At 61.9% G+C, this 14,284-nt stretch carries 11 protein-coding genes; 2 read left to right on the plus strand and 9 right to left on the minus strand.

The features are described 5' to 3' along the window. Window positions 1–220 precede the first annotated feature (220 nt). Window positions 221–2,395 (minus strand): hypothetical protein, encoded by a 2,175-nt coding sequence (locus tag ACLK1G_RS04610; RefSeq protein ID WP_420764335.1) that lies wholly within the window; start codon window positions 2,393–2,395, stop codon window positions 221–223. 361 nt (window positions 2,396–2,756) lie between these two features. Here ACLK1G_RS04610 and ACLK1G_RS04615 point away from each other — a divergent pair, with 361 nt between their 5' ends. Further along, entirely contained in the window at window positions 2,757–4,106 is a 1,350-nt protein-coding gene (locus tag ACLK1G_RS04615) for a spinster family MFS transporter (RefSeq protein ID WP_420764336.1), read from the plus strand. Window positions 4,107–4,280: 174 nt separating this feature from the next. On the opposite strand, the gene ACLK1G_RS04620 is transcribed toward ACLK1G_RS04615, so the two are convergent. Further along, the gene (locus tag ACLK1G_RS04620) at window positions 4,281–5,771 is read right to left on the minus strand and encodes an MDR family MFS transporter (RefSeq protein ID WP_420764337.1); all 1,491 of its coding nucleotides are present in this window, start codon (window positions 5,769–5,771) and stop codon (window positions 4,281–4,283) included. Between the two features lie 94 nt (window positions 5,772–5,865). After that, a complete protein-coding gene (gene pobA / locus ACLK1G_RS04625) occupies window positions 5,866–7,056 on the minus strand; it encodes a 4-hydroxybenzoate 3-monooxygenase (RefSeq protein WP_420764338.1) in 1,191 nt (396 codons plus the stop codon). Window positions 7,057–7,228: 172 nt separating this feature from the next. Between pobA and ACLK1G_RS04630 the strand changes: the two genes are divergently transcribed. Then, window positions 7,229–8,122, plus strand: coding sequence for a helix-turn-helix domain-containing protein (locus ACLK1G_RS04630; protein ID WP_420764339.1), 894 nt, complete (start codon window positions 7,229–7,231; stop codon window positions 8,120–8,122). A 7-nt stretch (window positions 8,123–8,129) separates the two neighbouring features. Here ACLK1G_RS04630 and ACLK1G_RS04635 read toward each other — a convergent pair whose 3' ends face one another. From ACLK1G_RS04635 to ACLK1G_RS04660, 6 genes are all read right to left on the minus strand, one after another. Further along, window positions 8,130–8,306, minus strand: a complete 177-nt coding sequence (locus ACLK1G_RS04635) for a hypothetical protein (RefSeq protein WP_420764340.1) — start codon at window positions 8,304–8,306, stop codon at window positions 8,130–8,132. A 168-nt stretch (window positions 8,307–8,474) separates the two neighbouring features. Next, on the minus strand, window positions 8,475–8,834 hold the full coding sequence (locus ACLK1G_RS04640; protein WP_420764341.1) for a DUF5064 family protein: 360 nt from the start codon (window positions 8,832–8,834) through the stop codon (window positions 8,475–8,477). A gap of 108 nt (window positions 8,835–8,942) precedes the next feature. Further along, window positions 8,943–10,289, minus strand: a complete 1,347-nt coding sequence (locus ACLK1G_RS04645) for a CoA transferase (RefSeq protein WP_420764342.1) — start codon at window positions 10,287–10,289, stop codon at window positions 8,943–8,945. Between the two features lie 56 nt (window positions 10,290–10,345). Beyond that, window positions 10,346–10,768 carry a YbaN family protein gene (locus ACLK1G_RS04650; RefSeq protein WP_420764343.1) on the minus strand — a complete coding sequence of 141 codons (423 nt, stop codon included), beginning with the start codon at window positions 10,766–10,768 and terminating at the stop codon, window positions 10,346–10,348. Window positions 10,769–10,903: 135 nt separating this feature from the next. Next, a complete protein-coding gene (locus ACLK1G_RS04655) occupies window positions 10,904–11,494 on the minus strand; it encodes a biliverdin-producing heme oxygenase (RefSeq protein WP_420764344.1) in 591 nt (196 codons plus the stop codon). Between the two features lie 160 nt (window positions 11,495–11,654). Further along, on the minus strand, window positions 11,655–14,246 hold the full coding sequence (locus ACLK1G_RS04660) for a TonB-dependent receptor (RefSeq protein WP_420764345.1): 2,592 nt from the start codon (window positions 14,244–14,246) through the stop codon (window positions 11,655–11,657). Window positions 14,247–14,284 lie beyond the last annotated feature (38 nt).

The raw sequence follows: 14,284 nt of genomic DNA on the forward strand, positions 1-14,284 counted from the left end.
AGCCTGCCGTGGCGAAACGCCACAGGGCAGGGTGACGTATACGTAACGGGAACAGTTTATTGGGCAGCCTTTTGGCTGCTTAATTGTTTCTGGATGTTGTTCTGGGGAGAGATTCAAGGCCGCTATCGCGAGCAAGCTCGCTCCCACAATGGGTCTGTGTTCACAAAACCTGTGGGAGCGAGCTTGCTCGCGATTTGGGCGACTCGGTCTCAAGCCAGACTTAATAAGTACGGCCAGTATGGTTATTAAGCGAAATAACCTTAGTCTTGCCGATCCGATGACGGTAGATCTCGCGCAGGTACTTGATGGACTTCTTCACGCAGTCGCGGGACAGGCGGATGTCGTTGATCGAGACGAATTTTTCCTTGTCGCTGATCAGCTCGCGGTATTTCTTTTCATACATCGGCTTGATCGCGTACCAGTTGGTGTCGAGGATTTTCGCCGGGTTCTCGAATTCATTGAGCAGGTCGTCGATGCGTGCCTCGTCGAATTCTTCGTTGATGATGAAGTCCAGGATCGAGTTGTCCAAGGTCTCATCGAAGCGGTACGGCGTACGGGCGAAGCAGCGTTTGATAAACGCCACGATCAGGGTCAGGAAGTCGTCCGACAGGCACGGGCTCTTGGCGATCAGCGTGGTCAGCGACAGGTTCGCCGAGGCGCCGATCACCAACGCGTAGCGCTTGAGCGTGGTGTTGGGGAACAGGCTGTTGAGGTGGGTCTTGAGCCGGTTCAAGTCCATGTAGGACAGCTTGTAATCCTTGGGCAACGAGACGATCGATACCACCGACGAGCAGTTTTTGAAGAAGTGCAGGTCATGCAGCGCAGCGGCGTCGTAGCCGGAGTTCTTGTACTGCTCCAGCGAGGCGCGGTAGCGCTTGGACTCGATGGGCAACAGGCTGATGCCTTCGATGGCCTGGGTGACTTTGTTGAAGTGCGGCAGGTCGATGGAACGGAAGAACAGGTCATCGATGTTCAAGCGCGGTGGCTCTTTCTCGAACACCTTGAACTTGTCGCCGCTCGGCGCCGGGGTTTCCGGGACCACGGACTCGGCGTAGGCAATCGCCACCGGGCCGGCCAGGCTCATGAACAGGTCGTTGGCGTCCAGGCGAATGGTTTCACCAATGTCGATGCCGGCGCGACGGAAGTAGTTCTGGTCGTAGTCGGTGGTCACGGCTTGGGCCGTCAGGATGTTGAATATCTGCTGGGAAATGTACTGGTTGGCGTGCTTTTCCATGGCATTGACATCAATGTTCTGGATGTTGCCGTCATCACTCTCTTCGGCGTAGCGCATGATGTCGTTGGAGATCAACATCATCGCGTTCCACGGACGGATGCGGCCCATGACGCTGGCTTCGCTGCTGTCTTCGTTGGCGAAGTTGTACGAGAAATCCCATTCTTCCGAGAGGTATTTGCACAACAGCCGACCGGCGTTGATGTGCAGAGCCTCGGACATTTCGCTGCGGTGGTCGGAGATATTAGGCAGCACGCAAATGCCGCTGGTGAAAATCGGCTCGAAGACGAAGGAGTGACCGCTCTTGCTGTCGTGTTCGTCCATCGGCTTGGTGTCGAACGTCTTGTTCATGTAGGAGTACTGCTGGGCCAGGCCAAACTCCGAGGCCATGCCCGAACCGGTACCGCCGCCGGCGCTGAAGATCGAAAAATACAGGCGCGACTGGTTGGCCTTGATGCCGCAGCTGTCGATCAGGTACGAGTGAATCATCTTCCAGTCGGGGCTGGAGAAACGCTGGGTGTCCTTGTTCAGGATGATCTTCGCCAGATACTGGCCGAGGATCGGCGCGTTGCCGGCGCCACCGGCATGGACTTCCGACAGGTCCATGATTTTCATCTTGCTGTAGTCGCGCAAGAAGCCGCTTTTCTCGCCTTTGCGCGAAAAACGGATGCGCCCGGCGATGTCCTTGTCCAAGTCTCCCAGCATGACCAGCGGTTCCACCAGGAACACCGGTTTGCTTGCCTTGCTGTTGCCCAGGCGCAGGTTGCGCATCCACTGCGCCGGGCGATAACTTTTGTCGCCGTAGTTTTTATCCTCGGCATTGAATTCGTTGAGGTAGAACTTGCGGGCGTTGTAGACCAACTCCGCGACGTCCAGGGCGATGTTGGAACCGCAGCGACCTAGGCCGATCAGGCAAACCGATGGGAACTCCTGCTGGCCACGTTCGCTCTCGTCGTCCACCAGGTGCGGCGGACGGGGGAACACGGCATCGCGCAGGCCGTCGAGGTTGTCGAGGATGCGGTCGGTGTTGGTCTCGGTGAAATACAGGTATTGCTGGGTAGCCAGGGATCGCGAGCTGCTCGACAGCGTCGAGGTTTCAGGGCCGTTGGCGGCTGGGCTCAAGGTCAGATCGGAAACCGCAGTGGCTGTTTTTTTGGAAGTCATTGTGCGCCGTATGCCTGGACTGGTCGGATCGACGATATGTCATCGAACCATCGCGAATGGGAACTCGCGTCCTTTGATGGCAACGCGAATGTCGGCCCAAGCGTTCAGGGCTGCAGCCTGAGCAGCGCTCGGGAGAATCTATTCCTGATCATGTTGGATCGGCCATCGCGCGAGGTTCTTTAATCAAGAGCAGGCAAAATGATGGCAGTTGTTGCAGCAAATTGACCAAAGCAATGAAACACGCCCTGCGCCATGGTTTGGTATCAGCCATGCGAATGATTGGAGACAGCTCGCGTCCCGCTGTCTAGATTGCAGACTCCGGGCTCGGATGCCTCGCCCAACAATAAAAAGAGACGGACCCATGCAGAACTCGACCCAAGCGGCGAATGCCTGGCGCATTCTGTTCCTGTTGTTCCTGGCCAACCTGTTCAACTTCTTCGATCGCACCATCCCGGCGATCATCATCGAGCCGATCCGCATGGAGTGGAGCCTCAGCGACTTCCAGATCGGCATCATCGGCACCGCGTTCACAATCGTCTACGCCATTGCGGGCTTGCCGCTGGGGCGCATGGCCGATACCGGTTCGCGCAGCAAGTTGATGGGCTGGGGCCTGGCCGCCTGGAGCGGATTGACCGCGGTGAATGGCCTGGTGGGCAGTTTCTGGGCGTTCCTGGTGGTGCGCATGGGCGTGGGCATCGGTGAGGCCAGCTATGCGCCGGCCGCCAATTCGTTGATTGGCGATCTGTTCCCGGCTCACCGCCGGGCTCGGGCAATGGGCATCTTCATGCTGGGGCTGCCGCTGGGCCTGTTGTTGGCGTTCTTCACCATCGGCGCGATGGTCAAGGCCTTCGACAGCTGGCGTGCGCCTTTCTTCATCGCGGCGGTGCCGGGGCTGGTGCTGGCGGTGTTCATGTTCTTCATCAAGGAACCCAAGCGCGGCGCGGCGGAAACCGTGCAGGTGTCCCAAGAGAAGGTTGATAAACCGGTTCGCCGGGTGCTGGCGATTCCGACCTTTCTCTGGTTGGTGCTGGCGGGGCTGTGCTTCAACTTCGCCACCTACGCCTGCAACTCATTCCTGGTGCCAATGCTGCAACGGTATTTCGGGATGCCGCTGCACGAGGCGGCCGTGGCGACCGGCATCATGGTGGGCGTGACCGGATTGTTCGGGCTGACCCTTGGCGGCTGGGTCGCAGACAAGATCCACCAGCGCGTGCCCAACGGCCGTCTGTTGTTTGCAGCGTTCAGCCTGGCCATTTCGACCGTGACCACGGCGTGGGCCCTCCATGCCGGGCGCATCGAGATCGGTGTTTTCGTGGCCGTGTTCAGCGTTGGTTGGTTGTTTGCCTATAACTTCTACACCTGCGTCTATACCGCGATCCAGGACGTGGTGGAACCGCGACTGCGTGCTACGGCGATGGCCTTGTATTTTGCCGGGCTGTATCTGCTCGGCGGCGGCCTCGGGCCGGTGGTGGTGGGCGGCTTGTCCGACTACTTCGCCCACGCGGCGATGGCCGTCGCAGGTGCCCCGCAAATGACCGAAGCCTTCAAGGCCATCGGCCTGCATGACGCGATGTACCTGATCCCGGTGGCGCTGTTGCTGACCATGGTGTTCCTGTTCCTGGCGTCTCGCTGCTTCGTGCGCGATGCCAAGCGGATGAAGGACGGGATGAGCGTCGTGGTGGAGCCGGCGGGCGTGGCGGCGACAGCTTGAGATCAAACTGCTGGCGAAACAGCTTTTGTGGCGAGGGGATTTATCCCCGCTGGGCTGCAGAGCAGCCCTCGAAAAACACTCAGCTAACCTGACACAGTGCGGCGTCGGTTTTAGGGCTGCTGCGCAGCCCAGCGGGGATAAATCCCCTCGCCACAGGGTTCAGCGCCATCTGCACTAACGAGCCTTTTCCTCTCGCCCGCGCAACAGGCGATCGGGCATGGCCACCGCAGCCGCCAGCCCCAGCAATGACACCGCCGCGCTGATCATCAGCAAGTGCCGGAACGTCGCTTGCAACTCCTCACGCAAGGCATCCCGTGCCTCGCCGGGAGCGGCATTCAAACCATCGAGCAGGACGTTGCCGGAATGCCCCTCGCCGATCATCGACGAACCGGCGAGCTGGGCAAAACCGGAATCCTGCAGCAAGGCCAGCAGCAACGCCGACATCAGCGCCACACCCACCGCGCCGCCCAATGAGCGAAACAGGTTAGTGGTGCTGGTAGCGACACCGATGTCCCGTTGCTGCACCGAATTCTGCGAGCCCACCAGCGAAGTGGGAAATTGCATGCCCGAAGCGATGCCGCTGAGCAACATGAACAGGCTGCTCAGCCAGAACACAGCGGGCGGCGTGAAAGCCATGCCAAGAATGGCGAACGGGAAGAGCAGGGCGCCACTGAGGATCATCGGTTTGTAGCGCCCGGTGATCGAGGTGCGCCGCCCGGCAAAATAGGCGCCCATCGGCAAACCCATCGCCAGCGGCAGCAAGTGCAGCGCGGCGCTGTCGGCGCCGGCGCCGGTCACGCTCTGGAAGCGCAACGGCACCAGCACTGTCAGGGAAATCGCCTGGAAGCTGGTGAAAAAAACCGTGCACCAGCACAGCACCGCGCTGCGGTTGACGAACAGGTGCATAGGCAGCAACGGCTCCCGTGCGCGGCGTTCATGCCAGGCGAAGAGACCCAGCACGAGTACTGCGCCACCCAGCAGCCCGAGCACTTCGCGGCTGTGCCAGGCATGGCCTTGGCCGATCTGGGTAATGCCCAGCAGCAGCGAGGTCAGACCGATGATCAGCAACACGGTGCCCAGGTAATCGATGATTGGTGTGCGTTGTGGCACCGGCAGCCCCACCAGGGCGCGCCGGGCCACCAGCCAGGCGCCCAGGCCCAATGGCAGGTTGATCCAGAAGACCCAGCGCCACGACAGGTACTCGGTCATGTAGCCGCCCAGCACCGGTCCGGCCACGCTGGCCACCGCGTACATGCTGCTGAAATAACCCTGGTAGCGCCCACGCTCGCGGGGCGGGATGATGTCGCCGATGATCGCCTGGCTCACAGAAATCATGCCGCCGGCGCCGATGCCCTGGAAAATCCGCGCCAGCACCAGTTGCTCCATGTTCTGTGCCAACCCGCAAAACAGCGAAGCGAGGGTGAACAGGCCCATGCCGAACAGCATCAGCGGGCGCCGGCCATACAAGTCGCCCAGCTTGCCGTAGATCGGCACCGCTACGGTCATGGCGACCATGTAGCCGGAGATCACCCAGGCCAGCAGGCTGACATCCTTGAATTGCGCGGAAATGGCCGGCATCGAGACCGCGACGATGGTCTGGTCCAGCGCACCGAGGAAAATCGCCAGCATCAGCGCCACCAGCACGCTGCGGATAGCGGGTTGCATAGCTTGAGGCGTATCGAGCTGAGTCAAGGCAGGACCTGCGGGCATCGCGCCTGGCGGCGAGGGGACGAAGCCCGCAGTTTAATTCGGTAGCCGCCTATTCGATAGCCTCGTAAGGAAGGCCGACGTAATTTTCCGCGATGGTTTTGCGCCCCGCCTCGGAGTCGACGAAATACTCCAGCTCCGCCTCGCTGATGCGCTGGTTGAACGCGTCGTCATCGAAGCGGTGCAGCATCGACGTCATCCACCAGGAGAAGCGCTCGGCTTTCCAGACCCGTCGCAGGCAGATGTCGGAATAGCGTTCCAGCAGATCCGCGCGACCGTCGCGATAGACCTTAAGCAAAATATTGAATAGCGTGCTGACATCGCTGGCAGCCAGGTTCAGCCCCTTGGCCCCCGTCGGCGGGACGATGTGGGCGGCGTCGCCCAGCAAAAACATCCGCCCGTACTGCATCGGTTCCACGACGAAGCTGCGCAGCGGTGCGATGCTTTTTTCTATGGAGGGACCGGTCACCAGGGTTTCGGCCAGGTCGGTGGGCAGGCGTATTTTCAGTTCATCCCAGAAACGCTCGTCCGGCCAGTCGGCCACTTGTTCCTCGGCGGGCACTTGCAGGTAATAACGGGTGCGGGTCCGCGAGCGCATGCTGCACAGGGCAAAGCCGCGCTCGTGGCGAGCGTAGACGAGTTCTTCGTGGACGGGCGGGGTGTCGGCGAGGATGCCGAGCCAGCCGAACGGGTAGACGCGTTCGAAGACCTTGAGCTTTGCCGCCGGGATCGATTGCCTTGCCGCGCCATGGAAACCATCGCAGCCGGCCACGTAATCGCAGTCCAGGCGCCAGGTTTCGCCGGCGTGTTCAAAGGTCACGAAGGGGTGCTCGGTCTTCAGGTCGTGGGGCTGGGCGTTGTCGACCTGATACAGCGTCTGGGCGCCGGATGCCTGCCGGGCGGCCATCAAGTCGCGAGTGACTTCGGTCTGACCGTAAATCATGACGTTCTGGCCACCGGTCAGCCCTTTGAGGTCGATGTGGACACGCCGACCGTTGAGGACCAGCTCGAAGCCATCATGGGGCAAGCCCTCGGCGTCCATGCGTTGGCCAACTCCGGCCTGGCGCAGCAGCTGGACCATGCCCTGCTCGAGCACACCGGCGCGGATCCGGCCGAGGACGTAATCGGGAGTCTGGCGCTCGAGGATCACGGTGTCGATCCCTGCGTTGTGCAATAACTGGCCGAGCAGCAGCCCAGAGGGGCCGGCGCCGATAATGGCGACTTGGGTCTTGAGGGTTTTCATTGTTGTTATGGCTCGCAAGAGGCACGCGACCAGGGTCGGCATTTATTTTTAGTAATCCTGGCGTGCATTTTTCGCTTGCGGACCTGTCAATTGAAGGGGAAAACTGAGCTGAAACCTGCACATTCTGCCAATCGGTGCGATTACCGCCCGTAACCCAAGGCCGATCCTCGTTATGAAGAAAACTGAGCTGCCTTCGATTCCCGTGTTCAAGCTCTACGGCGAGAGCCAGGATTGGCCCACGCCGGACCTGCTGCACTGCGAAACCATTTCCAGCCGCAGCAGCGAGCACCAATGGGAAATAAAACCTCATCGACATGCCGATCTGTGCCAGCTGCTTTTTGTGTTCAAGGGTCAAGCGGAACTGGAAATCGAAGGCCAGCGTACACGGCTCGACGAGCCGGCCGTGCAGATCCTGCCGCCGCTGTCGGTCCATGGTTTCCGTTTTTCGGAGGATGTGCAGGGTTACGTCGTGACCCTGGCGGCGCCGCTGGTCACCCACCTGCAAGCCCAGCTAGGCCATTCGGTCAATGTCCTGGCCCAGGCGGAAGCCTATCCGGCCGGAGAGAACGCTGATTACCTCAACAGTTTGTTCAGTGCCATGCAGGCGGAGTACGTGGGCCATCAACCGGCCCGGGAAATGCTCATGCATGCCTTGGTCAGCGTGATCATGGTCTGGGTGAGCCGCCAGGTGATGAACCGGCGTATCTCCACCCAGCGCCCGCAGCGGGCCCGGGAATACCTCAACGGGTTCATCCAACTGGTGGAAGAGACCTATCGCCAGCACGTCAAGGTCGAGGACCTCGCCCATCGCCTGGGCATCTCGGTGTCGCACCTCAATGGCACCTGTCGCGAACTCGCGGGACAGCCGGCACTGCAGATCATGCACGAGCGCCAGTTGCTGGAAGCCAAGCGGCTGCTGACCTATACAGGCATGACGATCTATGAGATCTCCGAGATGCTCGGCTTCTCCGACCCGACCAACTTCACCCGACTGTTCCGTCGGCGCGTCGGTATCTCGCCCAAAGCCTTCCGAGACCGGCTCAAGACCGATCAGCAGGACGACTGAAACCGTCTCAGCGCAGCGCGTTCAAGGTTGCGTTGTGCGGTATGCAGCGTTCGAAGTTGCAGCTGGCGTATTCACGGGGCAGTTGCCTGGCCTGCTCGACCCGATAAGCGGCGGTGCCATACAGCGCCAGCGTGGCGGTGCAGGTGACGAAGATGGCGAGGCGTCTTCTTGTTTTGATGTTCATGGCGATGACCTCTGAACGAATACCCGGGGGTACTGTTTTCAGCATAGGTCAGCCATGGCGGGTTGCCAGCCAGGCGGTTTGTGTATGTAAGCAGATATTCAGCTCGCTGATATTCCCTATGGGAGCAAGCTCGCTCCCACAGGGATTAGGGTTGTTTTTTCGAGCGTTCTATTCCAAATGCTCAGGCTTCATCGGATCCCCCGGCTTGACATCCAATTGGTGGCGCACGTCTTCGAACATTTCGTCGTAGTACTTGTGCATCGAGCCGATGTTCGTGCTCTTGGGCAGGCCGTATTGTTGAGCAATGCGGGTGGCGTGGCGGGCGAAGTCGAAGGCTTGGTCCTTGGCCAGGAAAAACGTCTCGTCTACGTTCTTGTCTTCTACCGTGCCGTGCAGGCGAAATGACATGCCCTTTCCCTCGTCGGGATCCTCGGCAATTTCGTAATCGATGCACAGGTTGTAGCTGAAATCATCCTTGTTCAGCGCATGGCGCTCCATGTGCAGGTGTCCGGGTTGGAACGTGGCCATCAGCGTCTCTCCTTCGAAGGCGTGGAGAACGGCAGACACCGCGCCTGCCCCATAAGTTTTCCCGTTATCGATAAACATGCCGGGCGACGGGTGCGGTCTATTGAACCGTCACCATTGCGCGCGGTGGGCGCCCAGGTCAGCGGCCGGCAAATTCCATTGCAGCGGCGTGCCGGGCATTTTCAGCGGTACCTGCAAGCGATGCGCCGGACCCCAGGGCGTCTGTTCCACCAGCAACCCCTGGTCAGCCTCGTCTTCGGGGCGCAATGCAACCTCACTGCCGGCGCCGCCCTCGATCAACAGCTTCGCCGTGCGCGCCAGTGACAAGCGTGCCGAGCCCCCACGGCCGTTGGCCAAGCGTCGATTCAGCAACACGATTGCGCTGGCGGCCATCAGGTAACCGGTGCCGTGGTCCAGCGCCTGGACCGGCAGAGGCGTCGGTTTGTCCGTGTGTTTCCAGGCCATGCCGGCCTCGGCGATACCGCAGCTCATCTGCACCAGGCTGTCGAAGCCGCGGCGGTGTTGCCAGGGGCCGCTCCAGCCGTAGGCGTTGAGGCAGACGTCGATCAGGCCGGGCGCCAACTGCCGACGTTGTGTAGCGCCGTAGCCCAGGCGTTCGAGCGCGTCGGCGCGGTAGCCGTGCAACAGGATGTCCGCCTCCTCGAGCAGCGCCTCGAACGCTGCTCGATCGGTGGGCTGGCGCAAGTCGAGGCGGGCGCAACGTTTGCCGAGGGTGACTTCAGGCACCACGCCGGGTTCGTTCCAGGTCGGCGGGTCGATGCGCAGCACGTCGGCCCCCAGCCCGGCGAGAAAGCGACTGGCAACCGGGCCGGCCAGCACGCGGGTCAGGTCCAGCACCTTGAGGCCCGCCAAGGGCTGGGCGACGGAGCCGAGCCAGGGGCCAGGCGCGCCTTGCGCTCCGCTATCCAAATGAACGAGGGGCTCGGCATTGACAGCGATGCCCTGGGGATGCGCCTGCCATGCCAGCCATGAACGCATCTGCGCGGCGCAACCGCCGGCATCGATCACGGCCTGTTCCAGTTCGGCCTTGTTCCACCGGACCACTCTGCTGGCCATGTCGGCGCGGTCGGTGCAGGCGCCGAGCACCTTTTGCGCCGCCTGGCGATGATGCGGCGCGTTGGTGTGCAGGCGGATCCAGCCGTCGGCGGTGGCGTAGTCGCCCGCCACCGGATCCCACAGGGGCGGCACGCCCCAGCCGATGGGCCGCAGGGAGGTGGAAAACCAGAATGAGGCCAGGCGCCGGTCGACTTCCATCGACGGCAGGCGACCGGTTTGCTGGCGGATCAGTTCGGCGACCGCTTGACCGGCCGTGGCGATGCTCGCGCAGGCCAGCTCGGTGACGGCGAAGGCGGAGGGCAGGGCGCCTTCGCTGGTGAAGGGGATGGGTGTCGTGGGCAAGCCGATGGCGGTTTGCATGGGTGTGAGTAGGTCTGACATTTGGAAACCCTCCTGAATCAGAGAGCGAGCATAGATCAAACAAACGTCGGGGGCCGCTACGCCCGAGGCGTCGGACCGGCCCAGCGGGAGCCAGCTCCCTCGCCACGATTCTCCGGTCTGGACCAGATCCAGAGATTGCCCAGGCCCATGCCTGCGAGTGCCAGGTATACCGGCCAGCGGTGATCGAGCATCAGCAGCATAAACCCTGCACAGCACAGCATGCTGACCGTTGCAGCGATCTTGGCCCGGCGCGGGATAACCTTGCCGTTGCGCCAGTTGCGCCGCATCGGTCCGAACAACCGATGGCCCTCCAGCCAAGCGCTCAGGCGCGGCGAACTGCGGGTCGCGGCCCAGGCGGCAAGCAGGATGAATTCGGTGGTGGGCAAGCCCGGCACGACGATGGCCACCAGGCCGATGGCCAGGCTGGTGTAGGCAAGGAGGGCGAAGAGCAGGCGAGTGAATCTGGAAGGGCGTTTCATCAGTGTTCTTCTTTCATGCACATTCCCTGTGGGAACGGGCCGGCTCGCGATGGCGGTGGGTCAGGCGACTTCTGTGGCGACTGAGCCAGTGTCATCGCGAGCAGGCTCGCTCGCGCAAGGGAAACTGTGAAGGCTTCAGGCCAACTCGGTCGCGTAGGCTTGCTCCAGCAACACGGTAAAGCGGTTGAAGGCCGCCAGCGCTCCTTTGTCCGCCTCGGCTTCCTGCTGTTCGGTGAGGGGCAGCGCGTCGAGGATCCGGGTGAAGGTTTTCCAGCCTTCGGCACGCCCGCCCGCCGGTTCTGCCAAGTGTCGGGCACCAACGGTTTCGCTCAGCCCCAGCCCCACGGCGCGCTTGATCAGGAACGCGGCGCCAAGCTTGGAACCCTCGGACACGAACAGCCAGCCGAGGGCTTCGGCCTGGGTTGGGTTTTTCACTGCGCCGGCCACTGGCGGCGGCACTTCGGTGTGCAGGTCCGCCAGGTCGGCCTTGGCCGCTTCGGCGCGGCAGCGCGCGGGCAGGTCGGCAATCAGCGCGGTCAGTTGCGCGTCGTTGTACAGCGCCACCAGTTCCGACTGGAATTGGTACTGGGCGACGACGAAGCGGGCGTAGCTGGCCTGGGTTTCGAATGGGGCGTGAGCCTTGACCAGCGCGTCGAGCTTGCCGTGGGGCTCGTGGGTGATCTGGTTCAGGCGTTGGGAGCGGGAAAGGGTGCGTTGTGTGCTCATAGCAATTCCTTCGAGTGGAATACATCGTGGCGAGGGAGCTTGCTCCCGCTCGGTTGCGCAGCGAGCGTTAGATCCGGGGGCGCTTCGACCGAAGCGTCGGACCGTCCCAGCGCGAGCCTGCTCCCTCGCCACAGGTAACTGTTTTACGTGAAGAATCGGATCAGATATCCCAGATCAGGTTGACCGCGAAGTTGCGCCCAGGGGCGGTCAGGCGGTCGAGGTTGGCCGGGCTCAGCACTGCCGCTTCGCCGACGCTGTCGTAGCCGCGCACGTCGTCCCACAGCCAGTATTTCTTGTCGGTGAGGTTGTAGAGGCCGCCGCTGACGGTGACGTCGTCGGTGACCTTGTAGTACCCGCTCAGGTCGAGGATGCCGAAGCCCGGCGTCTTGAACTGGCTGCTGACGCCGTCAGGGGAGTTGAAGTTGCTGTCGTCGACGCGGTTTTTCTTCTTCACCAGGGTCCAGCTGAGCAAAGTGCCGAACTGCTCCTGGTCATAGCCCAGGCCGAATACGCCGGTCATCGGGTTGATGCTGTTGAGCGGTTCGCCGGTGTCGTCGTTGCGGCCTTGGAGGTAAGCCACCGAACCTTGGGTATAGAGGCCCCGTGGCGCGCCGAACACGTCCAGATCCAGGCGCCCCTTGGCCTCGATGCCCTTGATGGTAGCGTGCTTGATGTTGTTGCTCTGGAAGGTCAACTGGTCCGCGCCAGGGGTAATGGCGTCCTCGTTGATGAAATCGCGGTACTTGTTGTAGAACACCGCCACGTCGAACGAACCGGAGTCGAAACGACCGCGCAGGCCGGTTTCGTAGCTCTTGCTTTTTTCCGGCTCCAGGTCGGGATTGGGTTCCACGCTGTAGCCCGCGTCCGGGTTATCGAAGCGCCCGTACAAAGCCTTGGCGGTCGGGGTGCGGAAACCCTCGGCGTATTGGCCAAACCAGGTGTATTGGTCGGTCAGGGCGTAAGTCAGCCCGAACTTGGGCGAGACGCGGTGCCAGGTCTTGTTCTCATCACTGACTTTACCGCCGGCGGTAGGGTCAACGGTGCTGAGGAATTCTTCGGTCAGGTGTGGCTTGAGCTGGGTGTAGTCGTAACGCAGCGCCGGTGTGAAGGTCCATTTTTCCCAGCTGATCTGGTCCTGGGCGAACAGGCTGTAGGTGTTGATGGTCGGGTCCGGGAAGTCACTGGCTTTTGCCAGTACGTCCCGCGTGCTGATGGCGCCGACGGCGGCGCAGCCCACGCCGACCGCCAGGCACACGCCATTGCCGCTGCGCGAACCGGTGACTTTCTGCTGTTTGAGCGTGGTGCCGTAGGTCAGCGTGTGATCGGTGTCGGCAATGCTGAATGACTTGTCGACTTGCGCATCAAGCACCCACTGTTTTTCTTCATACAGGGTCTCTCGCGTGCGAAGGACCCTACGGGTGATCGGGAAGTAGAATTCGGCGGTGCTCTGGTCGGTCTTGGCGACCTGGTGGTTCAGGCTCCACTTGATGTTATCGGCCAGCAGGCTGTCGAGCGCGAAGCTGTGCTCCAGGCCGAAACGTTCGCGGGTGATGGTGTCGTTGCCGGTGCGCCACTGGTACATGCCGCCCGGCAGGATGGAGGCGGGAATGGCCGGTTGGCCGTTGGCGTAAGGACCGCCGTAAGCGCTTTTCAGATCGTTGTCACGGTCGTCCTTGTACTTCTCGTAGACCAGGCTCAGGCGTGCGTCATCGTTGTAGTTCCAGCCGAGCTTGGCCAGCACGTTGTTGGCGCGCACGTCCTGCGGGTTGGCCGCGGTGCGGTCCAGGCCGGTGCCATTGTTGCTGCCGTAGGATTCGGTTTCATGGCCGTCGCGCTGGCTGTAGTGCAGCAGGCCGTCGAAGGGCCCGCTGCGACCGGCGACGGTGGCGGACTTGAGCCAGCTCTCGTCGACGGAGCTGTAGCCAGTCTTCAGGCGCGCGCCAACATCCTTGCCCGGCTTGATGATGTCATCCGCATCGAGGGTGAAATAACTCACGACGCCACCAATGGCGTTGCTGCCGTACAGCACCGAGGCCGGTCCGCGCAGGATCTCCACGCGCTTGATGATCTCCGGGTCGACATAGTTGCGCTGGGTCTTGGCGTAGGGGCCGTTGAAGAAACCGCCGGGCACTTCCACGCCGTCGACCTGGGTCAGGATGCGGTTGCCGTCGATGCCGCGGATGTTGTAGCCGCTGATGCCGCCGCGCTCGCCCGCGCCGCCCACCGATACGCCGGGCTCGTAGCGCACCAAGTCCTTGATGGTGTTTACGTTGTTACGGTCCAGTTGCTGGCGATCATGAACGGAAACGGTGCTCGGTACGCGGGTGATGTCCTGTTCTTGACGGGTGGCGCTGATGGTCACCTGCTGCAAGTCCAGCACGTTGCCCGCGCTGCGTTTTTCCAGAACGATGTTATTGCTGCCCAGTTTGCGGTAGCGCAAGTCGGTCCCCACCAATAGGCGCTCCAAGGCTTTCTCCGGCGACAGCGAGCCGTTGACGCCCGGCGAGGCGATGCCTTCGGCCAGTTCAGCCGGCAGGCCCACCTGCCAGCCTGTGACGGCAGTGAACGCGTTGAGCGCGGAGACCAAGGGCTGCCGGGCGATGTTGAAGCTGTAGTCGCCCATGTTGTGCGCGGGCGGTTGGCCAGCGGCGGCAAGGGCGGCCGGCGCGGCACCGGCCATCAGGATGGCGGCGGTCAGCAATGAAAGTGCGCGGGAAGGGGCGAGTAACCGGCAAGTAAGGCGAGAGGACATCGATAGCGCTCCGTGTCGCATCTGTTATAGGTGCAGAT

It is taken from the genome of Pseudomonas algeriensis, from assembly GCF_048847255.1.
In the GTDB taxonomy this organism is placed as follows: Bacteria; Pseudomonadota; Gammaproteobacteria; order Pseudomonadales; family Pseudomonadaceae; genus Aquipseudomonas.

Excerpts from the sequence above, each read along its gene's own strand:
- pobA (WP_420764338.1), bottom strand. The coding sequence starts at position 7,056 with ATGAAAACCCTCAAGACCCAAGTCGCCATTATCGGCGCCGGCCCCTCT.
- ACLK1G_RS04615 (WP_420764336.1), top strand. The coding sequence starts at position 2,757 with ATGCAGAACTCGACCCAAGCGGCGAATGCCTGGCGCATTCTGTTCCTG.
- ACLK1G_RS04610 (WP_420764335.1), bottom strand. The coding sequence starts at position 2,395 with ATGACTTCCAAAAAAACAGCCACTGCGGTTTCCGATCTGACCTTGAGC.
- ACLK1G_RS04630 (WP_420764339.1), top strand. The coding sequence starts at position 7,229 with ATGAAGAAAACTGAGCTGCCTTCGATTCCCGTGTTCAAGCTCTACGGC.
- ACLK1G_RS04645 (WP_420764342.1), bottom strand. The coding sequence starts at position 10,289 with ATGTCAGACCTACTCACACCCATGCAAACCGCCATCGGCTTGCCCACG.
- ACLK1G_RS04640 (WP_420764341.1), bottom strand. The coding sequence starts at position 8,834 with ATGGCCACGTTCCAACCCGGACACCTGCACATGGAGCGCCATGCGCTG.
- ACLK1G_RS04660 (WP_420764345.1), bottom strand. The coding sequence starts at position 14,246 with ATGTCCTCTCGCCTTACTTGCCGGTTACTCGCCCCTTCCCGCGCACTT.
- ACLK1G_RS04650 (WP_420764343.1), bottom strand. The coding sequence starts at position 10,768 with ATGAAACGCCCTTCCAGATTCACTCGCCTGCTCTTCGCCCTCCTTGCC.
- ACLK1G_RS04655 (WP_420764344.1), bottom strand. The coding sequence starts at position 11,494 with ATGAGCACACAACGCACCCTTTCCCGCTCCCAACGCCTGAACCAGATC.
- ACLK1G_RS04620 (WP_420764337.1), bottom strand. The coding sequence starts at position 5,771 with ATGCAACCCGCTATCCGCAGCGTGCTGGTGGCGCTGATGCTGGCGATT.
- ACLK1G_RS04635 (WP_420764340.1), bottom strand. The coding sequence starts at position 8,306 with ATGAACATCAAAACAAGAAGACGCCTCGCCATCTTCGTCACCTGCACC.